Below are 24,873 nucleotides of genomic sequence, written 5' to 3'. Positions count from 1 at the left end.
ACTGGAAACAAGCCCTCGCCCAACTCAGCCTGGCCTACCCCGAAAGAATCAACCGCTACCTATAAACCGACACTTACACAGACAACTTGACAAGCTCGGGGCTGCGCCTCCTGCGGAATCGACGTCGCCTACACCGAGGCCCACCACATTGATTGGTGGAAACGCGATACCGGGCCCACCGACCTGGACAACGGAGTCCTACTCTGCCCACCCTGTCACGGCCGCATCCATGACGACGGCTGGATCATCCAGATCCATGACGGACAGGTCTGGTTCATCCCACCCCCGCACGTCGACCCCACCCAGACACCACGACTAGGCGGCAAAGCCCGCTACGCCCTACCCCAAACAACCGCCGCCTAAACCACGCCAGGCGGATGCTGGCGGCCGGAGTAATCTCGTAGCCTGATCCACTTCGGATAGATCAGGACGATCGGAGCGCGATGGCTGAGGTGTCCGGTGTCCAGGTTTCAGCGGCTCAATCCCAGCCTCGGCGGGCGGCCGACTGGTACGAGCTGTTCTTCGATCTGGTCTTCGTCGTCGTGGTGGCGGTGTCCGCGGACTTGATCGAAGAAGCGCCGAGCATCAGCACGGTGCTGGTGTTCCTGCTGCTCCTGTTTCCCCTGTGGTGGGCGTGGGTCAACCTAATGATCACCAACAATCTGTACGGTACGCGCTTCCCGTCCATTGGCGTGCTCGTCATCGCGGCCATGCCAGGGCCGGCAGCCATGGCGATCGCGGTCGCTGAAGGAGTCGAGCTGGATGGCTGGCTCTATGCATCCGGTGCGGCGTGGATCCGCCTCGTGCTTCTGGCCATGTGGCTCATCGCCTATAGCCGGAAAGCGATCTCGGTTTCGCTGTGGCGGCCGCTTGTGCACAACCTCGGTACTGCTGCACTGTGGCTCGGATCAGTCCTCATTCCGGCTCCGTATCAATACCTTGTGTGGGCGGTCGCGGTCGCCATCGAGATCGCACTCCTGTCCCAGCGAAAGGGCTTCGCTTTCTCGGTGTATCGGGAAGCCTCCATCTCGCACGCCCTCGAGCGCGTCGGGCTATTCGTCGTCATCGTGATCGGCGAGGCGGTGTATCTCGCCGTTACCGGTCTGGCGAAGCATCCGACCATCAGCGGCGGTGCGGCAGCCTTGTTCGGCTTTCTGATCTGCGCCTTACTGGCGCGAGCGTTTTTCCGCTGGGGCGTACCCACCGCCGAAGCAGGCCTCAGCGCAGCCCGGAGCGCGAACTCCTACGGAGCCATGCGCGATGTCATCATGTATCTGCCCTTCATTCTCGTGGCGGCGCTGACGCTGATCGCGGCATCCATAGGCATCGCCATGGAACAGGCGGGTGCGCCACTCTCGTTCGATGCCCGGATGCTTCTGGCCGCCGGAATCGGCGGCTTCTATCTCGCCAATGCTCTGGTCGGCATCCGCCTGGGCCGCCCGATCGCCAGCGTCGCCACGTTGGCGATCCCTGGCCTCGTCGTGCCGGCACTCGCGTGCCTGCTCAGCGGAGAACTTGCTGCGTGGGCAACCTTGGCTCTGGCATCCGCTTCGCTCGTTCTTCTCGACATCGTCAGTAAGTCACTGGGATCGCGCACAGGGACTTCGAATACCTCGTCGCGCATCCGCGCGGCCCAACACCCTGCAACCCACGAACGCGAAGGATTGGATTGAATGGGGCGTATGTTCAGGAACGCTCGAGTAACGCCTTCGCCCGGTCGAGAGAGGCCATCTCGCCGTCCATCGACCGCTGCACCGGCCGAGACATGGCCAGCCTCTTGATGCCGCTGAGTTCTGCGTGAAGAGCGAACGTCACCTCCGTACCACTGCCTAGGGGCACAAAGTGGAATTCACCGGCAGGACGCACCGGTCCAGCGGTCACCTCGAAGGCATACAGTCTGTATGGTTCGTAGGCAACGACTTTCATATCAGCCGGGATGCCCCGATGGCCAGGGCCCTCGACGATCTGGTGGATGCTCGAACCGACTTTGATCGGCCCCAGAGCCGTGATCTCCTTGACATGCGAGCGCCACTTCGAGTCATTCACAGGGTCCGCAAAGAATGCGAACACCTGGTCCGCTGGGCGATCGATAACGATTCTCCGTTGCACATGGGGCATGGCGAAACTCCTCGGGCGTATTGGTGAAAGCATTCTTCTCTCCACGCGAATGCAAGAACAAGGGCCAAAACACCACGGCACGACGAGCGCGCGGACTTCTAAGGTGGAGTCATGACCGACTCCAGCAATCTCGCTCCCGAACTCGACGTCTCTGAATGGATCGGCCAGCCGTCGCCGCTTGAATCGTTGCGGGGGCGAGTGGTGCTCATCGAGGCGTTCCAGATGCTCTGCCCCGGCTGCATCAGCTACGGCTTGCCCCAGGCGGAGAAGGTGAAACGGATGCTGAAAGACGTGGCCGTCGTCGGCCTGCACACGGTGTTCGAGCATCACGAGGTGACCGGACCCGAGGCGCTGAAGGTGTTCCTGGCCGAATTCGGCATCGACTTTCCGGTCGGTGTCGACCGTCACGAGCGTGACGCGATACCGGTGACCATGCAGCGGTACGGACTCCAGGGCACTCCGTCGACCCTGGTCATCGACCGAGCCGGCCACTTGCGTTTTTCGCATTTCGGGAAGATCGACGACCTCGCGCTCGGCTCCATCCTTGGTCGGCTGCTGGATGAGAACCCGCCCGCCGAGTCGCTCTGACACCAACCTGCCCCAGTCGGGCGGAGGCACCCTCGTGCTAGCTTCGTGACTGCAGGCCAGAGGAGAACCCCGTGAGCGAAAACCAAGTAAAAATGATCGTCCTGTCCACGGACGACCTTGAGGAATCCATCAAGTTCTACACCGAGACGCTCGGCTTCCCGCTCAAGTTTCGCGACGGCAACCACTTTGCGGCCCTCGACGGTGGCACCATCACCCTCGCCCTGGCCACGGCGCTCGACCATCCGATTCACGGGCAGGTCGTCGTGGGCATCAAGACCGACGACGTCGACGGCAACGCCAATGCAGTTGATGAAAGCGGCGGCGGCATCGTGAAGGGACCGTACAACGACGCCCACGAACGCCGCGCCGTGGTGTACGACAACAAGGGCAACGGGCTGGTCTTCTACAAGTCGCTGCCCCAACACTGACGGCCACTCAGCCGGTCAGAACTCAGCCGGTCAGAACAGCGGCCACGGCATCGCGGGCCTGTCGCCAGACGGTGCCGGGAACCGGCAGGTGGACCGCAACTGTTCGCAGCGCGCATCCAGTGCCTCGATCTCGGGGGCGCTGATCAGCCCCGCCAGAGCAGCGCCGAGGGCGCCGACAAGATCCGCTCGCACCTGGTCGATTCCGCCGAGCTCCTCAGCGTTGAGGGGTTCACCCAACCAGCCCCACAGCACGGTACGCAGCTTGTGCTCGACGTGAAAGGTGAGACCATGGTCGACGCCGTGACGATGCCCATCGGCCATCGTAAGCACGTGGGCGCCTTTGCGATCGGCGTTATTCACCACGATGTCGAACACCGCCATCCGTCGCAGTGCAAGAGAGTCCTCGTGGACCAGGGCCACCGGGCGACCCTGCTCGTCTGTGCCATCGAACACACGACGCCAACCAGTGTCGGGCACACCGTCTGCCGCGACGACATCGACGGCGTCCTGTTCCGGATCGGCATTCTGCCACAATTGCACCATTCCCATGCCCACCGGTCCGTCCCGCAGCCACGTGTGCGGCACCACGTTCCAGCCGAACGACTCCGAGACCAGGTACGCCGCAACCTCGCGTCGTGCCAGGGTCCCGTCGGGGAAGTCCCACAGCGGACGCTCGCCCGCGATCGGCTTATAGACCACGGGGATGCCGCCGATGCTGCCAAGGAAGGTGGCGTTCGATGCGGACGTGATGCGGCCGGTGAGTTGAAGCTCACCGCAGTCGAGGTCGATCTCCGTCATCAGGAAAGGGTGTCGGGCACCGGGCAGACGTGACCGCCCGCATCCATGGGCGCACCGCAGCGAGGGCAGATGGGTCGTCCCGCCCCGACGACCTCGAGCGTTCGCTGAGCAAAGGCGCGGGCCATGCCGACGGGGATGCGCACCACCAGCATCTCGGCAGGCTCTTCCGTGTCCGAGTCGAACACATCCTCGGCCGCCTCCACCAACGGAAAGGCCTCGATCACGAGCTGCGCAGTCACGGGATCCCAGCCCAGGCTCATCGCACCGGTGCGAAACTCCGGGTCGACGGGTGCGTCCAAGGGATCGTTGTCGACGAGTTCCGGAGGAGTCACGGCGGGAACACTGAACGGGTTATCCTTACCCGCCATCAAATCATCGAGGATCTCATCGATCTTCTCGGCAAGCCGAGCACACTGCGCCTTTTCAAGAATGACGCCCACGACTCTGCCTCCGTCGCGCGCCTGCAGATAGAACGTGCGCGACCCGGGCTCGCCGACGGTGCCGACGACGACGCGGTCGGGCCAGTCGAACCCGTGGACGATAGTGGCCATGACAACATCCTAGGAGCGCACGCTGGCCGGCATCCTAAAGCGGGCCAGACCCGCCACCCACCTGCGCGTCTGAGGCGGGCACACTGTTTCGGAGCCAGGAAAGGTCGCCAGAGCCGGCGTTGGCGACCAGCACTTCCGGACGGCTGGCCCCGTACCGCACAATCGAGACCGACGCCGGGGCGACAATGATGCGCTGGAACAGGTCAAGATGCATGCCGAGGGCATCGGCCAGGATCGATTTGATGATGTCGCCATGGCTCACGGCGACCCAAACGGCACCGCATCCGTGTTCTGACTCGAAGGCCGCGTCGTACCGTCTGATCGCGGCAACCGACCTGGCCTGCATGGCCGACATCGACTCGCCGCCGGGGAACTCCACGGCGGAAGGCTGCGTCTCCACCACCGACCACAGTTTTTCCCCCGCGAGGTCACGGAGGGACCGGCCCTGCCACTGGCCGTAGTCGCACTCGGTGATGGCCTCGTCGACCAGGGCTTCCGGTGAACCGGTCTGGTGGTCGAGGATCATCCGTGACGTTTCCAGGCAGCGCTCCAACGGACTCGAGACCACCGCGATCAGCGGCACCACCGCAAGCCGCTCGGCCGTCAGTGCCACTTGGTGACGCCCGACTTCGTCCAGCCCGATCCCGGCGCTACGCCCGGCCAGCACGCCGGCCACATTCGCGGCGGTGCGACCGTGCCGCACCAGGATGACTGTGGCCATGCCTACAGCCTAGGCGTCGGCCGTGGAACCACTCACACCCTCCGGAAATTCAGGAATCCGGGCGCCCCCGTCCTGCCCACTGCGGTGAGCCGGGGGGCGAGCGCCAGGCCGACGACCGGCTTTCCTGAATTTTCGGGGGCTGCGGGGCAAGGTGGTACCCATCGAGGACGCCGAAGACCGGCACGGGGCCACCGTCACGATCACGTCATCATCCGGTAGGATTCACGGCGACCGTGACACGATTCGAGGAGGTGAGCCCGATGCACACACCGTCCACTCTGGGCGCTCCTTTTCAGTTCACGATCGCGCGACTGACGTAGCCGTCGCGGGGAGCGCTTGCCAAGCACTCTCAGAAAGCTACGATTATGCATTCACTTCAGTTCTCGCACCCACTTCAGTTCACCGCGGCGGAGACGTCGCAGGGCGTCTCCGACCGCTCATTCACCCTCGGCCAAGTCACTGGCGTCCTGTGGTCACCGCCGGATGCAGCTCCGAACGCCCCACTCATGCTCATGGGGCACGGGGGAGGCCTGCACAAGCGCGCCCCCGGCCTGGTGGCCCGCGCCCGCGCCATGGTCACCATGCACGGGTATCACGTCGCCGCCATCGACGTACAGGGCCATGGCGACCGACCGCGGTCCGATGCCGACCAGCGCTGGGTCGACGAAATGCTCGCGGCGCGTGCGCCGGGCCAGTCGCTCGCCCCGAGCATCACCGCGTACAACGGGTCGCTCGCCGACCGCACCGTGCCCGAGTGGCAAGCGACCATCGACGCGCTTCAGGCGGAAGGCATCGGCGCGGATGGCCCGGTCGGTTACCAGGGGATGACGCTGGCGAGCGCGATCGGTATCCCGCTCGCCGCCGCGGACCACCGCATCCGTGCTGCCATCTTCGGGGGAGTCTTCGTCTACGACGTGATCCTCGAGGCGGCCAGGCGCGTCACCATTCCGCTCGAGTTTCTCATGCCGCTGGACGACCCCGAGATCGATCGCGCATCGGGCCTGACGGTATTCGACGCGTTCGGCTCGACAGAGAAGACGCTGATCGGCTTCCCGGGCAGCCACTTCCGGGTTCCCGAGGCGCAGATCGACACGCGCTTCTTCCCGCGGCAGTTCGCGGCAGCCCAACCCGCCCCTAGTACTCGCCCTTGATCACGAAGTAGGAACCGCGGATGACGCCGGCCAGTTTCGATTTCTGGCACGGCTCCGCGTCTGCAATCCCACGACGGTACTGGGGTGGTTGAGTGGGGATTCAGCCCTTATGCCGCTCATCGAAGACCCGCTTGGCCTTCATTTCGGCCTTTGGTAATGTGTTCGGACTCACAACTTCAACCTTGCAGCGAACCTCGCAACGAGAATGAATTTCGGTTGCGACCTGCGCCGCAGAAGATATCTCACGATGTTCGACTACGACTGTCATGGTGTCGAGCCCGTCGGGTTGCGTGGAGAGGCGGATCTGGAATTCGTCTCCAGTTCCGGCGACCGCACGCACGGCCTCCTCGATCTGGACCGGGAAGAACTTGACGCCGCGCAGATTGATGAGATCGTCGGCACGGCCTGTCATGCATCCCATCGCGCGCACGTGATGACGACCGCATGCACACGGCTCGTACGACAGGCGCGTGTAATCGCCAACGAGGAAACGCAGTTGAGGCGAGCTTTCGGAATTCAAGTTGGTGCAGACAGATATGCCCCGCTCACCCGGACGAGTGGGCTCGAGCGTCTCGGGATCAACGGTCTCCCACACTTGGATGTCCTCCATGAGATGGATGAACGTCTCCTCGCCTTCCTGATACTCCGGGCACGAATATCCGCCACAGTGCGGGGACGCTTCGGTACAACCGTAGAACTCGACGGACGTCGCGCCCCAGAGATCCTGAGTGCGCTTGAGCGTTCCCGCGATGCCGGAGAACGGCTCGCCGCCCTGAACGATCCACTTCACGGAACTCGTTGTGGGGTCTATACCCATCTCCTGCATGGTACGGGCCAGGTAGAGAGCATACGAGGGCGTGCACACGAGTACCCGGGGCTTGAATCGTTGAATGATCCGAGCGCGCGCCATGCCGTCCATTCCTCCACCGGGGATGGTCGGTAAGCCCATCTTCGCGAGCGCGTACTGCACGCCCCATGCGAAGACGTGGGGGCCGAAGCCAACCGTCCGGAAGGCACTGTCACCCTTGCGCAGTCCACCCGAGTAGAGAGCGCGTGCGTTGGCCTGCTCCCAGTACTTTCTGTCGAAGTGGGTGTAGCGGAAGACGCGCGGAACGCCCGTCGACCCAGATGAAGAAAAGAGCATCCACCCTCGGTCGTCCCATTCGCTCTCGCCACACGTTGAGTAGGTACCGTATGGCGGGTTCGCCGTCGCATCGGCCATCATCTCCTCTTTGGTGACGACGGGCCAGTTCGCGATCATCGTCTCGACGGAGTTGATGTCGGTCGGAGCGACGCCTAACCGGTCAAAGCGCTCCCGATAGAACCGACTGTTTTCGTACAGAAAGGGCGTCAGCACCGCGATCTTCTCGTTTTGGACAGCGCGGATCCGATCCCGCGACCACGTGTCCTTCTCGGACCAGTATTCACCGTCTAGCGCGGTATCCCGATCTTCATGGAACTTCTCGAGTACGGCCTTCCATTCGTTTCGGGTTTTTTCCGCTCGGGATCCTCGCAGGGTCATTTTGTCCTCCTTGACAGTTCTGATATTTGACAGCCGACGTCGCATCACCCTGGGATCGACGAAGCCTGTTGCTTGCGGTACTCCCGAGCCATGGAACTGATCGGTGACGGTGCCACGGTCACGCGAATTGTCACCTGTTCGTGCGGCTCGACCCAGGGAGCGCTGCGTGCGCCTCCGCCGTCTTCGCCCCAGATAAGAGTCAACTCGGTCCCAGGTGAGCTGAACTCTTCATCGATGGACCCAAGCGACATCATGCATCGCTCGTTATAGGTGTACGTCGGGTACGTCCCGAACCCGACCACGTTGCCATCTGCATCGAGGACTTTGTCGTAATGCAGGCGCGCCGTGGCCGCGACCGGCAGGTCGATGTGGAGTGCTGTTGGACCGTCTTCGACAAGACGATGGAATACCTGCGCGAAATCATTCGGGTGCCACAGAAGAGTCACCTTCTTGTGATGCGGTTGATCCTTCAAAGTTTCGAGTGCTGCGCGGCCGATGAAGTCATGATCGAACTTGATGATGTGGCCGTACCCAAGGTCCCACGGCGTTGTGTAGTAGGCCTCCGGGTCGGGAGAGTAGAAGCTTCCACCGACCGACATGCGTGCGGAGGCACTCTTGTCTGAGAGCCACTCGCGGTAGGGGCGCAGTTCAGGGCCGGTGTAGACCGCGGAGAACGGCACCGCCCACCACCCGGACTCGATCACCGTGCTGAAGTATGCCAGCGATCCTATTTGCCGCAGCCCATGCCGCTTCCCAGCGTCGATGAGTGCTGATTTGACGTCGCGCCGCGTATCCCAGGGCCCGGAGAGTTCAAGTCCAGGAACACCGCCCATGCTGTGACGCATCGCGCGCACATCATGGCCGCCGATCCGGATCGTTTCCCACCGGAAGAATTTGATTTCAGGGAGAGGGCCTCCGTGCAACTCTTCGAGAAGTCGATATGCATTCGGGCCTTCGACCTGGTAACGGTACGCCAGGCGGCGCTTGTCCTTATTCAGCACCCAGATCGGGTCTAATTCAGCTTCCACCCTGAAGTCACCACTCTCTGCGTTGAATTGCACCCAGTCGGTTGTGGCGGGATTCCCTACGAGGAGAAGGTCGTTCTCGCCGACGTAGTAGAGGATGCCATCGCCGATCACGTAACCGTCGGGTGAGCACGCCACAAACTGCTTCGCCGCACCGGGTCGGAAGTTCGCGAAAGAGTTGATCGCCAGATGCGAGAAGAGGGCAACAGCGTCTGGCCCGTGAACTCGCAGATTATTCATGTGGTAGCTCTGATCGTGCAACGCAACACTTTCACGCCAGGAGCGTTGCTCATCTCGCCACGTCGTGTATTCGGCACGGACGACGTCGGTGGGCATCATGACCCCGAACACGTTGAGAGCAGTCTTCGGCGGCCTCCTGTAGAGCGTATCGACGATGCTTGAGTTCGAGTCAATAACCGACTGCAGCGACTTCTCTGTCACGGAGATCCCCTTGAAGTGAGTTCCTATTGAGAACTGACTGTACTACACGCCCCCTACGGACGCCATCACAGCTTTCAGTGTTCAGCCTCAGAAGGCGGAGTCTCGATGCGATAGGTCACTTCTCGAGCTTGCATGGTTTCGCCGCATCGGTCACACGTCATCTGCGGTGAGCAGTCGAGGTGGCATAACTCGTGGTGCAAGACCACTCGCGACCCGTCGTTGCCAAGCCAGCGGTCGCCCCAGGACTTCATCGCCAGAAAGACCGGATAGAGTTCGATGCCGGATTCCGAGAGTCGGTACTCGTAGCGATCCGGTCTGTTTTGGTAGAGGCGTCTCTCGAGCAGGCCGCGCTCCACCATGTACTTCAGCGTTCTCGTCAAAACGGATCGTGAGATCCCGAGGTTCCGCTGAAAGTCATCGAACCGGCGGACACCGAAGAATGCTTCGCGGAGAACGACTGACGTAGCAGAGTACTGGAGAATCGCCTCGGCCCGTTGTACCGAGGTGGTGGGAGCTGCGGGCATAGAAAAGAATCTACAGTCCGGAGTCGGTTCGGAATCAGAACTGATACGGTGGTCACGCCAAAAATACGTCGAACCCTAGGGAGTTGGCTGTGAATGATCAGCGGGAAACCCTGGGAATGCCGGACGTCCTCGACGAATATCCGGTCGCCCCGCTAGAAGCATTGGACGGTGTTCTCGGCTTCCGCATTCTGGAGATAGGCGAAGCGACGGCACGTGGCGAAGCCGCCGTGACAGCCCGTACTTGCCAGCGGTTCGGTGTTGTCCACGGGGGCGTCTATGCAGCGCTTGCGGAAATGGTGGCAACCGAAGCGACGGTGCACCATGTGTGGCCCAAGGGCGAGACCGCCATGGGGAGTTCAAACAACACGGCATTTCTTCATCCGATCTCCAGTGGCACAATCCATGCCGAGGCCCGTGCTCTGCATCAAGGCCGCACGAACTGGGTCTGGGATGTTGAGTTCCTCGATGACAACGGTCGGCTGTGCGCTTCGTCCCGGGTGACGGTCGCCGTGCGCCCCCGCCGCGATCTGCAGCGATGAAACGGAAGTAGACCTAGTACTCGCCCTTGATCACAAAGTAGGAACCGCGGATGACGCCGGCCAGCTTCGATTTCTGGCGTGCGAATTTGAAGTGCGGCGCAAGCTCCTCGGGAATCTCCATGCCTTGGGAGAGCTTGAGTCCCACGGCTCGCTTCTGCCCGTCCTCGATGGTGTACATGACGTTGATCGAGAGTCCGGATTCATAGAACACATAGGCCATGCGAATACCGTCGACTTCGAAGGCGGTGGCCTCGAGGGCCCGAGAGCCGATGACGATGTCCCGCTCGTCCTTGAGGATACGACTCACCCAGTCGAGCACCTCAGGTGTCTCGTCAGCCGGACTGACGGTGAAGACGTGTCCGTACTTGTTTCTAAAGTAGCGTGCCTCGTTCGCACGCAACCCGGCCAGAGCCTCAGCTACCGGCGACGACTCGAGGCCAACGGTCGATACGTCTTCGAAGTCGACGATGTACGGCATGGGACCCCTTTTGATCGGTAATGGTGCACCCCACGTTAGCGGGCGTCACACCGATATTGCGTCTGGAGTGGTGGTCCGGCGACGTGCGGCTACTCGCGCGTGAGCGAGAGCGCCAGGCTGGGTACGACAAAGGAGAGCAGGAAGATCGGCAGGATGCTCTTTCCGCTGCAGCGGAAGCTGGCGATGTCGCCCTCGGCAACCTCGAAGGTCTCGGTTCGGCTCGAGTTTCGGCCACTTCGAACCTGCAGGGTGTGACGTCCGGGCTCGACCGGTATATCGATGGTCTCATTCAGTTCAAGACTTCCAGCATGCCTGCCATCGACCACCGCGTCATATGTGCCGCGACGCACCTCCACGCCGATGGTGCTGTGCGTCAGCCTTAGCGTTGCAGGCATCGCTGTCTCCTCACTCCGTGGCTTGAAAGGGCGTGTGCTGAGCGAGCGGCGCGAGCTGGATCTGCTTCGCCAGCGCGTACGCGGCCGGCAGGTCTCTGTCGTTCTCGACGATCACACGGCCGATGACCAGCACCGAATTGTTGGGCGACGAGATCTGCGTCATGCCGAATCGGCCCGTCGGAACTTGCGAGCCACTCGAGCGCATTTCCCATGTCCGCACACTAGCAACTGTTTCGATGACGCCGACCTGTATCGACACCGACCTGTATTGACGCAGACCTGTATTGACGCCGACTACTTGAGCAGCCGCGATAACACCCGATCAGCCAGCGGTTTGCCGCCGGTCTGACAGGTCGGGCAGTACTGGAGGGTGGAGTCGGCAAAGATCACCTGCCGCACGGTGTCCCCGCAGACCGGGCAGGGTTCTCCTGTTCTGCCGTGCACGCGCATCCCGGCCTTTTTCTCCTTCTTCAGCTCGGACGCGGCCAGACCCTCCGATCGCTCGATCGCCTCGTGCAGTGTCGACTGCACGGCGTCGTACAGGCGGGCAGCCTCATCCGGGCTCATCGACGCCGGCTTGAATGGCGACATCTTCGCTGCGTGCAGAATTTCATCCGAGTAGGCGTTGCCGATGCCGGCGATGATCGACTGGTTGCGGAGGACGCCTTTGATCTGGGCCCGTCCGGCAGCGGCGAGGATGTTCCGGAAGGTTTCCAGCGTGAAGCTGTCACTCAGCGGGTCGGGGCCGAGCCGGGCGATACCCGGAACCTCCTCCGGGTTCCGGACAAGGTAGATCGCCAGACTTTTCTTGGTGCCGGCCTCGGTGATGTTGATACCAGTGCCGTCCTCGAGCAGGAGCCGCGCCGCCAGCGGGCCCTTCCCCGAGCGGGAAAGCGTCGTCGATCGCGTCCCGTCGTTCCAGCGGATCCAGCCGGCACGGGCGAGGTGCACGACCAGGTGCAGGTCGCCGATGTTGAAGTCGAGGAACTTGCCGTGTCGGGCGACGGAGTCAACGACGGCGCCGGCCAGTTGCGAGACCGACGGGTCGAAGGTTTTCAGTGCCGCGAACGACAGGAGGTCGAGCCGCCCGACAAGCCGACCGCGAAGCCGGCCATCAAGGTCGGCGGCCAGCGCCTGCACCTCGGGAAGTTCCGGCATGACTCCAGTCATAGTCGAACCTACGACGTCCGTCTATCGCCCAGGGACTACTAGTGCCCGAGACGTCAACGGTGGAAGACTGTGACAATGCTGCGGCCCCTCGTGGGTTCTCGACCGAAACAGCTCCATTGCTAGCGAGCGTGGGGGGCTTGGATGTCTGAACGCACTCTCATCCTGCTGCGGCACGCCAAGTCGGATTGGTCCGGCGACGACGCTGACATCGATCGTCCTCTGTCCGAGCGGGGCCTGCGCGAGGCACCACAGGCTGGCCGATGGTTGGCGCACGGCGTTGGCGGCCTTGACCTCGTCGTCGTCTCACCGGCAAGCCGAGCTCAAAAGACCTGGGAGCTCGCCTCGGCCGAACTCGATAGCCCACCGCTGGTCTGGATCGACGACCGCGTGTATGCCGCATCCAACGACGAACTGCTCGGTGTGGTGCGCGCCCTGCCCGATGAGGCCCACACGGTAGTAGTGGTCGGGCACAATCCCGGAATGGAGGATCTCCTTTCGCTTCTCACGGGTGAGCCGATGTCCATGCCCACGTCGGGCCTCGCGGTGATCGGGTTGGAAGGGTCGTGGTCGAGCGCCGGTCAGTCCTCAGCGAAATTGCTGGCGTCGGGCAAGCCACCCGCCGAGGACCATCACGGCGCCGGTGACGATTAATCCACGCAACGGGGTTGACTCGACCAGATAATTGGTGTTAATTGCAACTGACATGAATACTTCACGTCGGTACACGATGGTCGCCCGAGCCGCCTCGGCCGCCAACACGCGGTCACGGGCACTTCGTGCGCTCGTGGATCTCAGCACCGAGAAGTTGACGATCGACATCATGTTGAGCGACGTCGCGACTCGCGCCGGAGTGAGCGTGCAGACGATTCTGAGGCACTTCGGCAGCCGCGACGGTCTATTCGACGCGGCAGTGGAATTCGCCGCCGCGGAAATCATCGAGGAGAGAAGCGCACCGACGGGGGACGTTCCTGCCGCAGTGGCGGCCATCGTCGACCACTACGAGGTGCGCGGTGACTGGGTCATCGCGATGCTGGGTCAAGAACTGGGGGATGCACGCATCCGGCGGATCACCGACCTGGGTAGGCAGACCCATCGCGCCTGGGTAGAAGCGGTCTTCGCGCCGCAGTTGAATCGGGGCGACGGACGGCGAGCGGATCCCGACCTTCTGGTTGTCGCGACGGATGTCTACACCTGGAAGCTCCTGCGCCGCGACCGCGGCCTCGACCGCAAGAGTACGGAGCGTTCGATGCTGCAACTGGTGGAGGCGGTCCTTTCCAGCAGCAAAACCAGTCATTGAGGAGGTAATCGAAATGGTCAATCTGCTCTTCGTCACCTGGGACGGAGGGGGGAATGTCGCTCCCGCGCTCGAGATCGCGGCGGCACTGGTACGACGCGGCGACCGGGTGCGTTTTCTGGGGCAGCCCAGCCAGCGCGAGACAATTCGCGCCGCCGGATTCGACTTCGAATCGTATCGCAACCCCGGAGCCTGGACGGCAACCGCGGATGGCGGGGGAGCGCAGAGCGCCACCGCGTTCCTCGGAGTGCTCACCAATCGCAGCTTCGGCGAGGACATGCTCGCGAGCGTGGAACGGGCCGCGACCGACATCATCGTGATCGATTGCCTGCTCTACGGACCGCTGAAGGCCGCCGAGAGAGCCGGTCGCCGTTGCGCAGTCCTGGTGCACTCGCTGTACGGCGCGGTCAGCCGCACCATGGCAAGCGGCCCGGCGGGGGCCATCGCCCGCCTGGCCGGGTACCGGCCCCGAGAAATGTGGGCCGCCGCGGACCTGGTGCTGGTAGCCACGCTTGAGGAGCTCGATCTGGCCCCGCTTCGCGCGGATGCGGCCGTGCCGCTGACCTACACCGGGCCTGCGCTTCCGGAGGATCTCGGGGCGCCGCAGCACGGTGGCCCGGATCCGACCGTTCTGGTGAGCCTGAGTACGACGTTCATCCCTGGTCAGGAGCGCATCCTGCAGTCGGCACTGGACGCAATCAGCGAGCTGCCGGTGCGCGGGCTGGCCACCACCGGTCCCGCTCTCGACCCGAATCGATTGCGGGTCCCCGCGAACACCGAAATCCATCGTTATCTGCGGCATCGCGAGGTGATGCCGACCAGTTCCGTCCTGGTCGGGCACGGCGGACACGCGACGACGATGCTGGCCCTGGCTCACGACCTGCCGCTCGTGATGATCCCGGTGAATCGCAGGTTCGACCAGCCCATCATCGGCCGGGCGGTGCAGGATGCCGGGGCCGGCATCCTGCTGCCGACCTCGGCGTCACGGGAGCGAATCCGCGAGGCGATTGCCACCGTCGTGGCCGATGACCGATACCGCAAGGAAGCGGCCCGGGTAGGGGCCGCTATCCGAGCGAGCCGGGGAACCGCGACCGCGGCCGACCGGCTCCATGCGCTGGCTTCTGTGCTCACCTAGCCGGGGTCTCGAGCGGGCCCTGATCCAGACGGAACGGCGGGTAGTCGTCGCGCAGCAGCGACGTGTAGGCGTAGACGCGGTAGATCCACCGGTGGATGCCCATGACCAGGTTGAACAGGCCGGCGTTGTAAGCACCGGTGAAGAGCAGGATCAGTGCCGCGATGAAGACCAGCAAACCCACCAACCCGCCAACGCCCGGGCCGTCGGAGAACACCCAGAACAGGCCGGCCAGGATTCCCACGATGATCAGATGCGGGAAGGCCAGCAGCCAGGACTTGACCAGCACCTTCCAGCGAGACAGCCGGTCGGGGTACGCGACGTCGAAGGTTGCCGGGAAGTCGGTCCGTGCGAGGGTGAACGGCGGATACTGGTCGGTGGCCAGCACCCCGGTGGCGTAGAACACCACGCGCCAGTTCCAGCGGAGCACTCCCACGACGAACTCGAAAAGCGACGCCGGGTAGCGGCCGGTGAAGAGGATCATCACACCAGCGGCCAGCACGGCGACGGGAACCGCCGCCCACAGGATGGCCAGCACGATGTAGTGCGGGATGGCCAGCAGCCACTTGACCAGCCACATGCCGCGGGACAGCGCCGGGTCCAGGTGGCCTTCCAGGCGCGTCGGATAGCCCGAGCTCGCAGCCGCAACCGGTGCGAAGTGGATGCTGCGGCCAAGCCCCACGGCTCCCACCAGGATGAGGATAATGCCGACCGCAAGCGCCGCCAGCCCCCACCAAAGGTGGTCGATGTTGCCGAAGAGGCGATGTGATCCTGCCGTCGCGAGCACGCCGGCGATGAGTGCCACCATGTGCATGCCGCTCATTTTCAGGCGGTGCGGGTCAGTTGCTTCGGGGGAGGCGATGGTCATGATGTCTTTCCTTAGTTTGTGTAGTTGGTTAACCTGTGAGGGTGGCTAATTTGTGTGGTTGGTTGGGGTGGTGATGCGCACGACGACGTTGCCCTTCTTGCGTCCGGTGTCCACGTAGCGGTGTGCCTCGACGATGTCGGTGAGGCCGTAGGTGCGGTCGATGACCGGCTGGTATCGGCCGGACTCGGCGAGGCTGACCAGGTAGGCCAGGTCGTCGGCGGTGTACTTGACGTTCGGGGTGATGAGCTTGCCGCTCTTACGGCTCTGCCCGCGCGATCGCACGAGCGCCTTCAGATCGGCGATCACGAGTAGCAGCGCGCCACCGGGTTTGATCGACGACTCGGCCTGCTCGAATCCGGCGTTGCCGACACAGTCGATGATGACGTCATACTGCGTGCCCTCGGCCAGGAAGTCATCCGTCGTATAGTCGATGACCCGGTCGGCGCCGAGCGCGGCGACCAGCTCACGGTTTGCGGTGCTGGTGACCCCGGTGACGTGGGCGCCCAGCTGTTTGGTGAGTTGCACAGCCGCAGTCCCGACGGCTCCGGATGCACCGTTGACCAGCACGGTGTCGCCTGGCTTTACGGCCACCTGGTTCAGGAAGCCTCGCGCCGTCGTGCCACCGAAGGGGAGGGTGACAGCCTGCTCGAGTGTGAGGTTGGAGGGAGCGCGGGTGATGGTGCCGTCCTGCGGGATGGAGACGTACTCGGCGTGGCCGCCGAACTTGCCGCCCAGCATGGCGATCACCCGGTCGCCCGGGCTGAAGGCGGTGACGTCTGCACCGACTGCTTCAACGACGCCGGCGACATCCATTCCCAGGATGCGGCGGCTCGGCCGGAACAGGCCGATGCCGAACGCGGCAAGCACGCCGAGGCCGCCCGGGATGTCACGGCTGCGGGCCCGGTAGTCCGCCGCGCTGACGGTGCTGGCATAGACCTTGACGAGGATTTCGTCGGCTTTCGGGGTCGGCTTGCGGGTCTGCTCGATCTGAACGACCTCCGGTGCGCCGAAGCGGCGGTACACCGCCGCTGTCATGGTGTTGGTTGTTGTCATGACTCGATATTGGCTGCCCGTCCGGGTGCCGGACATCGGCAATTCGGCCCGACCTGGATCGGCCGAAAGTACGGTTCTTGACTCGTTCTCCCTCCCGATGTGCGCCACCGGGGTGCAGGCGAGCATGAAGTAATGACACAACTTCTTGGTGGTCGATCCGATGCTGGTCGGGTGGCCCGCGAGCCTCCCGCTGACCGAGCAGCCCGCGAGAGCAGCGAGCGGGCGTATCGAGCGTTGAACAAAGCCGGTCGAAGTGACCGCCACAGCACCGGCTGGCTGGCAGTCACCGGGCTGATCCTGCTCAGCCTCATCCCGGTGCTCGGCGGCGCCTTCCGCCTCAGCGTTCTTGCCGGCGGCACGATCACGGCGGACAACGCCCGGTTCTTCGCCTCGCCGATTCCGGTGGTTGCCCACATCGTCGGTGCCACGGTGTACTGCCTGCTCGGGGCGTTCCAGTTCGTCCCATCGCTGCGCGCCAGGCGCGGCTGGCACCGCATCGCCGGGCTCATCCTGATCCCCGCCGGCCTCATCGCCGCACTATCCGGACTGTGGATGGCCGCGTTCTACTCGTTTCCGGACGGCAACAGCCCGCTGCTCATGGTCATCCGGTTGGCGTTCGGCTCCGCCATGGTGGCGTCCATCATGCTCGGCATCGTTGCCATCAAACGCCGCGATTTCGTCGCCCACGGCGACTGGATGACCCGCGCCTACGCCTTGGGCATCGCCGCCGGAACCCAAGCCATCGTCTTGGCGATCTGGGTTCTCAGTGTCGGCCCGCTGGGCAGTGTCACCGACGCACTCCTCATGGGCGCGGCCTGGCTGATCAACGCCGCCGTCGCCGAATTGGTCATCCTCCGACGCCGAAACGGATCGGGCACAACTAGCCGACCCGGCTCATCCGCCTCTGCACGCTGATGCCCCCGTATCATGAGCGGATGACCAGCCTCCTGCGCTCCGCCTGGAACGCGCCCGGCGCCGCTCCGCCACCGCCGCGGCGGGTGTGGCGGGATTGGGCACTGGTGGTGCTGGTCGCGCTCACCGCGGTGTTGGAGGCCGTGTTCCGCACGGATCTGCCCTACCCACTGGTGGCCGCGATCGTCGGGATCGCGGTGGCGCCAACCCTGCTGTGGCGCCGAACCCGGCCCCTGTTGATGCTGGCGATCACTGTGGGCGCCGTGGCCGTCGGCACGGTCCTGCTCGGCGACTCGGTCCCGTACGCCAGCGGGGTCGTCGCCTTCACCCTCTATGCCCTGTTCCGGTGGGGTAACGGCCGCGCGTTGGTGGTCGGATCGGGCATCCTTCTCGCCAATCTGGCCGTGTCGGCGCTGACGGGCACGACCCTGGGCGACCTGATCGGGGAAGCCGCCTTCCTGGGCATTGTGCTCACGCTTGGTGTCGCCCTGCGCTTCCGGGCCGGTGCCAGGATGCGCGAGCTGGACCGCGCGAAGCTGATGGAGCGGGAGATGCTCGCCCGTGACCTGCACGATACGGTGGCCCATCACGTGTCCGCGATCGCTATCCGCGCTCAGGCCGGCCTGGCGACTGCCGCCCTGAACCCTGCGGCGGCGACGGATGCCCTCGGACTGATCGAGGAGGAGGCATCCAAAACCCTGGCGGAGATGCGCTCGATGGTTCGCGTGCTGCGGCAGGGGGAGGCGCCCGAGCTGGCGCCCGGTCGCACTTTCGTCGACATCGAGCAGCTCACGAGCGTCGACGGTACCGGCCCGCGCGTCGACATGCGCGTCACCGGCGACACTGCGAGCATCCCGCCGATCGTTGCCGCCGCGGTCTATCGCTTGGCGCAGGAGTCGGTCACCAACGCACGACGGCATGCTCGCGGCGTCTCCCTCATCGACGTGGTCGTCGACGTGGACAAGGGTGGGGTGCGGTTGACGGTGAGCAACGACGGTGAACCTGTGCCGGCGACGACACCCGGCTACGGCATCACCGGGATGATGGAGCGCGCCGCCTTGCTCGGGGGCGTCTGCGAGTCGGGTCGCGCGCCGGGCGGCGGATGGACCGTCACTGCGGTGCTGCCTCGTGTTGGATGGACAACATGACCATCCGCGTGCTCATCGCCGACGACCAGGAGCTGGTGCGCACCGGGCTCAGCATGATCCTCGATGCGCAACCCGACATCGAGGTGGTGGGCCAGGCCGTCGACGGGAACGAGGCAGTGGCGCTGGCCAGGAGCCTGCGTCCCGATGTCTGCCTGTTCGACATCCGGATGCCCGGCCTGGACGGCATCGAGGCCACGCGCTCTATCGCCGGGCCGGGGGTGGAGAACCCGATGGCGGTGGTCATCATCACCACCTTTGACCTCGACGAATACGTGTATGCGGCGTTGCGGGCGGGCGCGAAGGGCTTTCTGCTCAAGGACGCGGGCTCTGCGCTGCTCGGCCAGGCCGTGCGTGCCGCGGCGAGCGGGGACGCGCTGATCGCTCCGAACGTGACGGTACGCCTGCTCGAAGCGTTCGCCGGTACGGCGCCGGCCGCTCCGCTGCAGCAACCAATCGAGCCGCTGACCGAGCGGGAGGAGCAGGTGCTCGCCGCCGTGGCGCGGGGCTTGAGCAACAGCGAGGTCGCGAGCGAGCTCTACATCACCCTGAGCACAGTCAAGACACACCTGGCTAGCCTGATGACTAAGCTCGGCGCCCGGAACCGGGTCGAGATCGCAATCTGGGCGCACCAGACGCAGCGGGTTCCGCGTCGGCCATGAAGGGCCAAACCGTGAAGGACCAAACCATGAAGGACCAAACCACGAAGGACCAGAGCACGAAGGACCAAGGATGAAACCGCTGCCCGGCTACTCACCGCCGCCGTGCATCTGCTCGGCACCGGGATGCCGGCGTTGGCCGCCGAGGTGGCCTACCAGCTGTTCTGGTTTCTGGGTCGGCCGACGTCGGTGCGCTCATCCGACGCCGTCACGCACTCGTCGGCGCGAGTGGACCGGCTACTTATCAACGGCAAGCGGGTCGCGGTGTCCCGATGGGAGAGCGGCGAGCGGCCCGTGCTGCTCGTGCACGGCTGGCGCAGCCGCGCTTCTCACTTCGGGGCAGTCATCCGCGCGCTCGAATCGGCCGACCGCACGGTGATCGCCTTCGATGCGCCCGGCCATGGCGCATCAACGGGCAGGCGCACCTCGGTGCTGGAGTATGCCGAAATCATCCGGCTCCTGAGCGCTCAGGTCGGCGGTTTCGAGATTATCGTCGCGCACTCGTTCGGGGTTCCTCGCCGATCACAGGATGCTGCAGCGGCTGCGTGAATACATGGCGGATGCCGACGGTACCGTGCACAGCACGGGTGGAGGACCGGCTTCATGACGCTCAGAAATCCGCGTCGCCGACCACCACCGATAACCCGCCTGCCACCATGACGGCATGGACTACCGCGGGGGACGGGATCGACTCACGCGCGAGCTACCCATCCCAGCACGTGGAGATGACTTCGATGCCCGATTCCTCGGGAACCAGGCGTCGCCGAAATCGACGTCCCGGGGACGTCTTGAGGGAGATCCGGGTGGGCGCGCGATGGATCGCCCTGACGTTGCACAGTCACGAGGTCGGGCCAACCGTGCTGCTGGGTGCAAGAAGCTCCAATCGACGGGTTGCCTTCGTCGACGCAGACCTGGTTACCCTTCGGCTGCGAATGCGACCCGTCGGCGCCACCGTGAATGACGCCCTTCTCGCGGCGGTCGCGTCCGGCTTCAGGGCGATGTTGCCGGTCGCTGGCGAGCGGTTCCAGCCTGGCTGCCGGTTTCGGTTCCGGTTGCACTGCAGCGGCGCGGCACATCCGGCAACCAGGTCGGGCTTATGCTGGTGCGGTTGCCGCTCAGCGAGCCGTCCCCAGTTGCCAGGTCCCGCTGGAGCCTTAACGCTCGCGGGTGCGCCGGTCGTTGCGATCTGGCCGGTCGCTGTCCTCGCCGGAAATGTCCGCCTAGGGGTGGCTGCTTTGTCTTGCCAGGGCCGGCTGAACTGTGGCATTCATTTTGACGCAGGCAGCCTGCCTGGCGACGTTTTCGTCGACGGATTCCGAGAAGAGCTTGCCCGCTGGAGTTCGTGAACTCGGCCGGCTTGGAACGAGGATTGCGACTTTTCCTGTGCGAACACCGCCTTAGCCCATCGCTCAGGCCGGTCGATTAAGGGTGGTGCGCCTTGCAGGGCGCGGCGACGGATGGTCAGATTGAGCATGCAACACACGACTTCGTTGGACGGAACTCGCATCGCTTTCAACCAAGTGGGGGAGGGTGCGCCGGTCGTCATCGTTGGTGGTGCATTTTCGACCGCCGAAGGGGGCGCCCCGCTTGCCGAAGCATTGGCGGAGGCGGGATGCCAGGGCGTGACCTTGGATCGCCGCGCCCGCGGTGAGAGTGGCGACACGGTGCCGTACGCGCCCGCGCGGGAAGCCGAGGATCTCGCGGCAGTGATCGAAGCAATCGGCGGTAAAGCCGCGGTGCTCGGCCACTCCTCCGGCGCGGTCCTCGCCCTCTTCGCCGCGGGCGAGGGAGTGCCTATCACTCACCTCTTCCTGTCGGAACCGCCGTTTCGCTTCGGTGAAGCAGAACCGACTCCCGACCTGCCTGACCGGCTCCAAGCGCTCATCGACGCACGGAAGCCGGCGGAGGCCGTGATCCTGTTCCAGAGGGAAGCGATCGGTCTGCCTGATCCGGTGATCGATCAAATCCGTGACAGCCCGATGTTCGCATCCCTCGTTGCAGTCGCTCAGTCGGTGGTCTACGACGCATTACTGACGAAGGCGGTCTCCACCCCGACCCCCGCCATGACTGGCGTGCCGATGCCTGTCACGATTCTCCGTGGCGAACCGACAATGCCCCTGCTCGTGACGGCGACCGACCGGTTAAGTCAGGCGATGCCGAACGCCGAACTCGTTGTCGTGCCCGAGTCGCACGATCACGGAGTGGACCCAGCTGGCACCGTCCGCGAGATTCGACGCAGACTCGCGCAGCCCTAAGACTCCTTCTCGGTGGATTCGCTACGCATCGCGCTCGTCCGCGTACCGCGGCGCCAGTGGTTCACGCTGGGCCGACGTCGCAGTACAACTCTGAGCATTCCGCGACCAGTTCTGGCTGAGAGGATTGGTCAGTGCCTGCAACTACCCGACTGATATCTACCCGCGATGTCGGGCGGCTCGCGCGGCTTCAGCAGTCGGGCCGCGCGTTCTTCGAGCCGTGGGACCCGATCCGAGATGATGCGTACTTCACTGTCGAAGGACAACGGGCAGAATTGGAGCGTGCTTTGGCCCGATATCGCGATGGCGAAGCGCTACCGCACGTAATCATCGATGAACGCGAACAAGTAGTTGGACGGATTACCTTAAGCGGTATTACTCGGGGAGCTTTCCAGTCGTGCAGCATGGGTTACTGGGTTGCCCCCGATTACAACGGACGCGGGTACGCCCATGATGCGGCTCAACTCATGACGACACTCGCTTTCGGCGACATGGGACTGCACCGGGTGCAGGCCGAGACATTGCCGCACAACATCCGCTCACGGCATGTGCTCGAGGATGTGGGCTTCAGACGATACGGACTCGCTGCCCAATACTTGAAGATCGCCGGCAAGTGGCAGGACCACGTGATGTATCAGTTGCTCACGACCCGCTCTTAAAGTCTTCCTAATTTGTGGAAGCGCTCGTAAATTTGGCCTCCGCCCAAAGCAACCGCCTTTCCTTAGCACCTGGCAACGGACCAGGAAGTTGGGCGCTCGGACGGAACTCGGATCACAATCCGAAATGTGCCGCATACCTAGAGAGTCTGGATCAAATTCGTCCTCTATGCTGACAAGATGTCAGACCCGAAAGGAGCTGCCGTGATCTTCAACCCCGTCAAAGTCGAGATCGTCGCTCTTCGGGAAGTGGTTGAGAACGCCTCACAATCAGTGTCCCCGATGTTGGTCAGCAGAGCACCTTCCCGCAATTCTGTTTGGCGACAGACCTCGAGGAACGGTGCACTCGTGTGAGTGAGACCGCCAAGCGTGGGGCCGCGAAGGCCAAAAACAGCGCGCCCCTTCGCTGGGCGGCTCGAGTCGGGTACGCGATGAATGGGATTGTTCATGCACTGATCGGTCTCGCGGCCTTCAGCGTCGCTCTGGGCGCGGGGGTCGAAGCGGACCAATCTGGTGTCCTGGGTCAGCTCGCGCAGGCGCCAGCCGGCATGTTTCTGCTCTGGGTTATTGTGATCGCCCTGTTAGCGCTCGGTGTCTGGCAGGTGCTTCACGCGGTATTAACGTGGTCATCTGACCCGAAACGAAAGTGGCTTCGTCGACTGAGCGGGGTTGCCAAATCCCTGGCCTATTTCTTCGTGGGTGCGACTGCTCTCATCTTCGCTCAAGGCTCATCGACCAGCAATGCAACATCCTCCCGATCGCTTTCCGCACAACTAATGGCTAAGCCCGGTGGTGACTTCATCGTCATCATCATCGGCGGCATCGCCTTCGCCATCGGCGTCGGGCTCATCGTGCGCGGAGTGACCCGACGGTTTCTGGAGAGAATCGATCTTCCACGCGGTCCACTGGGGCGAACCGTGGCTGCGCTCGGAGTCATCGGCTACACCCTGGAGGGGGTGGCGCTCTGCGTGGTCGGTGTCTTGTTCTGGATCGCGTCGGCCACCGTTGACCCGGATAAGGCTGGCGGACTCGATGGCGCACTCAAGGCGCTTGTTGCACTCCCCTTTGGCGCGGTCACTGTCGTGATTATCGGTGTAGGTTTTATCGCCTTCGGGCTCTATAACGCGTTCCGCGCTCGGTTCGCTCGACTGTGACCGCGCGAAATCGGTGAAGCGAACTTACATTAGCCAGAAGATCGAAAGCCCTGTGAAGGAGAACGAAGTACATGCGGCTTACTAATGGAGACTTTTGGCGATCCAAAATGGTCACGGAGGAGCGGTATGTGAGCGCCGTCGCACGGCGTCGGCTTTACCTCAGCGCCGCCATTCTCATTGCAATGGGAGTGATGTGCTTCGTCATCGTACTGACTGGAGTTCTCACCCATACCGGCCTGGCCGACTGGGACGATCCTGTGGCGCGGTGGATGCACGCTCACCGTTCGCCCGATGTCACTGCGGTGATGATCGTGCTGACCATCACGTTCGGACCGGTGTTGCTTCCGATCATCATCTTCATCATCACTGTTCTCTGGCTTATTTTTGCCAAGCATGCGTGGCGACCCTTTCTCCTCGCAGGAGCGATGATTACGGGCGTCATTGTCGCCAACACGCTTGCCCAGATTGTTCACCGTCAAAGACCGCCAGCAGGCTTCATGCTCATCGGGCACGACGCCACGTTCTCTTTCCCGTCCGGCCACGTGCTTGGGGCAAGTGACTTCCTCATTCTTACGGCTTTTCTCATCGTCTCCCGCTCACCCAAAGCATGGGGAGTAGCACTCGGGGCGGGGCTTGCCTGGCTTGGAGTGCTCGCCGAAATGTTCAGCAGAATATATCTCGGCTACCACTGGCTCACCGACACGTTCGCGTCGCTGTCCATTTCCATGGTCATCGTGGGCACCGTGATCGCAGTCGATACGTGGCGCACAGCACGCCTCCGAGGAGAAGGCATGCACGGGCCGCTATCGCAAGCTCAAGCGGAAGGCACCTGACCGTCAATCTGATTCAAATGAAGAGCCCGACCTACTCGTTGTGGTGATCTGGGGACACCTTCGGGGCATGAAAAAAGGCCAACCGACCGCTTGAGCGATCCTGTCAACCAATTTCCCGGAAAGCCGGGGCTCAATAGCCCGAACTAGTCTCTGTGGGAAGTTCGGGAAATCCATTTAGCCCCGTAGGCATTGGACAGTTTGGAACTCTATTGCAACGGATTCCAGGGAGAAACTCCTGAAATTCCAAGAGGCCGTCGTAGTTCCCTGTAATTCCGGGGAGCACGAGACCTTCGGAGGAAGCGGCCGGACATAGCTCAAGCACCGCTCGAACCACCGGCTCACGGCGACGGAAAACCCTTGGGTCCGAGCCGCTCAGGAGCGGAGCGTCGCTCCGGCTCATCTACGCCTCGAAACGCGACTCGACGGTCCGGGGTGGTGGCGTGACAGATAGAGGCCAGGTATAGCC

General features: G+C 63.5%; 30 protein-coding genes and 1 pseudogene. 18 read left to right on the top strand and 13 right to left on the bottom strand.

The window, feature by feature from the left end; genetic code table 11:
- Positions 1–114 precede the first annotated feature (114 nt).
- Positions 115–363, top strand: a pseudogene (locus ABFX56_RS15325) (HNH endonuclease signature motif containing protein); the annotation flags it as partial.
- An 80-nt stretch (positions 364–443) separates the two neighbouring features.
- A complete protein-coding gene (locus ABFX56_RS15320; protein ID WP_346234224.1) occupies positions 444–1,673 on the top strand; it encodes a low temperature requirement protein A in 1,230 nt (409 codons plus the stop codon).
- Positions 1,674–1,686: 13 nt separating this feature from the next.
- Here ABFX56_RS15320 and ABFX56_RS15315 read toward each other — a convergent pair whose 3' ends face one another.
- Complete coding sequence (locus ABFX56_RS15315; RefSeq protein WP_346234223.1) at positions 1,687–2,118, bottom strand: SRPBCC family protein; 432 nt, start codon at positions 2,116–2,118, stop codon at positions 1,687–1,689.
- 111 nt (positions 2,119–2,229) lie between these two features.
- Here ABFX56_RS15315 and ABFX56_RS15310 point away from each other — a divergent pair, with 111 nt between their 5' ends.
- Entirely contained in the window at positions 2,230–2,706 is a 477-nt protein-coding gene (locus ABFX56_RS15310; RefSeq protein ID WP_346234222.1) for a TlpA family protein disulfide reductase, read from the top strand.
- Between the two features lie 71 nt (positions 2,707–2,777).
- On the top strand, positions 2,778–3,134 hold the full coding sequence (locus ABFX56_RS15305) for a VOC family protein (protein WP_346234221.1): 357 nt from the start codon (positions 2,778–2,780) through the stop codon (positions 3,132–3,134).
- A gap of 30 nt (positions 3,135–3,164) precedes the next feature.
- Here ABFX56_RS15305 and ABFX56_RS15300 read toward each other — a convergent pair whose 3' ends face one another.
- From ABFX56_RS15300 to ABFX56_RS15290, 3 genes are read right to left on the bottom strand one after another with little or no spacing between them, the layout of a single operon-like run.
- Positions 3,165–3,932, bottom strand: a complete 768-nt coding sequence (locus tag ABFX56_RS15300; RefSeq protein WP_346234220.1) for an SCO1664 family protein — start codon at positions 3,930–3,932, stop codon at positions 3,165–3,167.
- Entirely contained in the window at positions 3,932–4,483 is a 552-nt protein-coding gene (locus ABFX56_RS15295; RefSeq protein WP_346234219.1) for a DUF3090 domain-containing protein, read from the bottom strand. Before ABFX56_RS15295 ends, ABFX56_RS15300 begins: the two co-directional genes overlap by 1 nt.
- A 34-nt stretch (positions 4,484–4,517) precedes the next feature.
- Positions 4,518–5,204: an MSMEG_4193 family putative phosphomutase gene (locus ABFX56_RS15290; protein ID WP_346234218.1), complete on the bottom strand. Its 687-nt coding sequence runs from the start codon at positions 5,202–5,204 to the stop codon at positions 4,518–4,520.
- 365 nt (positions 5,205–5,569) lie between these two features.
- Between ABFX56_RS15290 and ABFX56_RS15285 the strand changes: the two genes are divergently transcribed.
- Positions 5,570–6,355: a dienelactone hydrolase family protein gene (locus tag ABFX56_RS15285; RefSeq protein ID WP_346234217.1), complete on the top strand. Its 786-nt coding sequence runs from the start codon at positions 5,570–5,572 to the stop codon at positions 6,353–6,355.
- A 100-nt stretch (positions 6,356–6,455) separates the two neighbouring features.
- Here the strand turns inward: ABFX56_RS15285 and ABFX56_RS15280 are convergent, their stop codons facing one another.
- From ABFX56_RS15280 to ABFX56_RS15270, 3 genes are all read right to left on the bottom strand, one after another.
- Positions 6,456–7,877 carry a phenylacetate--CoA ligase family protein gene (locus ABFX56_RS15280; protein ID WP_346234216.1) on the bottom strand — a complete coding sequence of 474 codons (1,422 nt, stop codon included), beginning with the start codon at positions 7,875–7,877 and terminating at the stop codon, positions 6,456–6,458.
- A 44-nt stretch (positions 7,878–7,921) separates the two neighbouring features.
- Positions 7,922–9,343: an aminomethyl transferase family protein gene (locus ABFX56_RS15275; protein WP_346234215.1), complete on the bottom strand. Its 1,422-nt coding sequence runs from the start codon at positions 9,341–9,343 to the stop codon at positions 7,922–7,924.
- Positions 9,344–9,417: 74 nt separating this feature from the next.
- Positions 9,418–9,867 (bottom strand): winged helix-turn-helix transcriptional regulator, encoded by a 450-nt coding sequence (locus tag ABFX56_RS15270; RefSeq protein WP_346234214.1) that lies wholly within the window; start codon positions 9,865–9,867, stop codon positions 9,418–9,420.
- A gap of 89 nt (positions 9,868–9,956) precedes the next feature.
- Here ABFX56_RS15270 and ABFX56_RS15265 point away from each other — a divergent pair, with 89 nt between their 5' ends.
- A complete protein-coding gene (locus ABFX56_RS15265; protein ID WP_346234213.1) occupies positions 9,957–10,406 on the top strand; it encodes a PaaI family thioesterase in 450 nt (149 codons plus the stop codon).
- Positions 10,407–10,419: 13 nt separating this feature from the next.
- On the opposite strand, the gene ABFX56_RS15260 is transcribed toward ABFX56_RS15265, so the two are convergent.
- The 4 genes from ABFX56_RS15260 to ABFX56_RS15245 form a co-directional block, all read right to left on the bottom strand.
- Positions 10,420–10,884: a phage tail protein gene (locus ABFX56_RS15260; protein WP_346234212.1), complete on the bottom strand. Its 465-nt coding sequence runs from the start codon at positions 10,882–10,884 to the stop codon at positions 10,420–10,422.
- 89 nt (positions 10,885–10,973) lie between these two features.
- A complete protein-coding gene (locus ABFX56_RS15255) occupies positions 10,974–11,279 on the bottom strand; it encodes a hypothetical protein (protein ID WP_346234211.1) in 306 nt (101 codons plus the stop codon).
- 10 nt (positions 11,280–11,289) lie between these two features.
- Positions 11,290–11,484: a DUF1254 domain-containing protein gene (locus tag ABFX56_RS15250; RefSeq protein ID WP_346234233.1), complete on the bottom strand. Its 195-nt coding sequence runs from the start codon at positions 11,482–11,484 to the stop codon at positions 11,290–11,292.
- Positions 11,485–11,573: 89 nt separating this feature from the next.
- Positions 11,574–12,437 carry an Fpg/Nei family DNA glycosylase gene (locus ABFX56_RS15245; RefSeq protein ID WP_346234232.1) on the bottom strand — a complete coding sequence of 288 codons (864 nt, stop codon included), beginning with the start codon at positions 12,435–12,437 and terminating at the stop codon, positions 11,574–11,576.
- 153 nt (positions 12,438–12,590) lie between these two features.
- Between ABFX56_RS15245 and ABFX56_RS15240 the strand changes: the two genes are divergently transcribed.
- Genes ABFX56_RS15240 through ABFX56_RS15230 form a run of 3 tightly spaced genes read left to right on the top strand, consistent with a single transcriptional unit; the run spans position 12,591 to position 14,878 of the window.
- Positions 12,591–13,100, top strand: a complete 510-nt coding sequence (locus tag ABFX56_RS15240) for a SixA phosphatase family protein (protein ID WP_346234210.1) — start codon at positions 12,591–12,593, stop codon at positions 13,098–13,100.
- A 52-nt stretch (positions 13,101–13,152) separates the two neighbouring features.
- Complete coding sequence (locus ABFX56_RS15235) at positions 13,153–13,746, top strand: TetR/AcrR family transcriptional regulator (RefSeq protein WP_346234209.1); 594 nt, start codon at positions 13,153–13,155, stop codon at positions 13,744–13,746.
- Between the two features lie 13 nt (positions 13,747–13,759).
- On the top strand, positions 13,760–14,878 hold the full coding sequence (locus ABFX56_RS15230) for a glycosyltransferase (protein ID WP_346234208.1): 1,119 nt from the start codon (positions 13,760–13,762) through the stop codon (positions 14,876–14,878).
- On the opposite strand, the gene ABFX56_RS15225 is transcribed toward ABFX56_RS15230, so the two are convergent.
- Both ABFX56_RS15225 and ABFX56_RS15220 read right to left on the bottom strand, forming a co-directional pair.
- Positions 14,871–15,743, bottom strand: coding sequence for a DUF4389 domain-containing protein (locus ABFX56_RS15225; RefSeq protein ID WP_346234207.1), 873 nt, complete (start codon positions 15,741–15,743; stop codon positions 14,871–14,873). The two genes, ABFX56_RS15230 and ABFX56_RS15225, sit on opposite strands and share 8 nt — an antisense overlap.
- A gap of 45 nt (positions 15,744–15,788) precedes the next feature.
- Positions 15,789–16,796 carry an NAD(P)-dependent alcohol dehydrogenase gene (locus ABFX56_RS15220; RefSeq protein ID WP_346234206.1) on the bottom strand — a complete coding sequence of 336 codons (1,008 nt, stop codon included), beginning with the start codon at positions 16,794–16,796 and terminating at the stop codon, positions 15,789–15,791.
- 132 nt (positions 16,797–16,928) lie between these two features.
- Between ABFX56_RS15220 and ABFX56_RS15215 the strand changes: the two genes are divergently transcribed.
- The 9 genes from ABFX56_RS15215 to ABFX56_RS15175 all read left to right on the top strand — a co-directional run bounded on the left by ABFX56_RS15215 (position 16,929) and on the right by ABFX56_RS15175 (position 24,407).
- Positions 16,929–17,711, top strand: coding sequence for a DUF2306 domain-containing protein (locus ABFX56_RS15215; protein WP_346234205.1), 783 nt, complete (start codon positions 16,929–16,931; stop codon positions 17,709–17,711).
- Positions 17,712–17,731: 20 nt separating this feature from the next.
- Positions 17,732–18,856 (top strand): sensor histidine kinase, encoded by a 1,125-nt coding sequence (locus tag ABFX56_RS15210; RefSeq protein WP_346234204.1) that lies wholly within the window; start codon positions 17,732–17,734, stop codon positions 18,854–18,856.
- Positions 18,853–19,515 carry a response regulator gene (locus tag ABFX56_RS15205; protein WP_346234203.1) on the top strand — a complete coding sequence of 221 codons (663 nt, stop codon included), beginning with the start codon at positions 18,853–18,855 and terminating at the stop codon, positions 19,513–19,515. Before ABFX56_RS15210 ends, ABFX56_RS15205 begins: the two co-directional genes overlap by 4 nt.
- Positions 19,516–19,617: 102 nt before the next feature.
- Positions 19,618–20,061, top strand: a complete 444-nt coding sequence (locus tag ABFX56_RS15200) for an alpha/beta fold hydrolase (RefSeq protein WP_346234202.1) — start codon at positions 19,618–19,620, stop codon at positions 20,059–20,061.
- 11 nt (positions 20,062–20,072) lie between these two features.
- Positions 20,073–20,858: a WS/DGAT domain-containing protein gene (locus ABFX56_RS15195; RefSeq protein ID WP_346234201.1), complete on the top strand. Its 786-nt coding sequence runs from the start codon at positions 20,073–20,075 to the stop codon at positions 20,856–20,858.
- A 126-nt stretch (positions 20,859–20,984) separates the two neighbouring features.
- Complete coding sequence (locus tag ABFX56_RS15190; RefSeq protein WP_346234200.1) at positions 20,985–21,767, top strand: alpha/beta fold hydrolase; 783 nt, start codon at positions 20,985–20,987, stop codon at positions 21,765–21,767.
- A gap of 131 nt (positions 21,768–21,898) precedes the next feature.
- The gene (locus ABFX56_RS15185) at positions 21,899–22,423 is read left to right on the top strand and encodes a GNAT family N-acetyltransferase (RefSeq protein ID WP_346234199.1); all 525 of its coding nucleotides are present in this window, start codon (positions 21,899–21,901) and stop codon (positions 22,421–22,423) included.
- 428 nt (positions 22,424–22,851) lie between these two features.
- Positions 22,852–23,574, top strand: a complete 723-nt coding sequence (locus ABFX56_RS15180) for a DUF1206 domain-containing protein (protein ID WP_346234231.1) — start codon at positions 22,852–22,854, stop codon at positions 23,572–23,574.
- A 128-nt stretch (positions 23,575–23,702) separates the two neighbouring features.
- The gene (locus ABFX56_RS15175) at positions 23,703–24,407 is read left to right on the top strand and encodes a phosphatase PAP2 family protein (protein WP_346234198.1); all 705 of its coding nucleotides are present in this window, start codon (positions 23,703–23,705) and stop codon (positions 24,405–24,407) included.
- Positions 24,408–24,873 lie beyond the last annotated feature (466 nt).

The organism is Parafrigoribacterium mesophilum (assembly GCF_039652555.1).
Lineage (GTDB): Bacteria > Actinomycetota > Actinomycetes > Actinomycetales > Microbacteriaceae > Parafrigoribacterium > Parafrigoribacterium mesophilum.
The sequence above is the reverse complement of the archived record's forward strand: the minus strand, read 5'-3'. Positions and strand labels throughout refer to the sequence as shown.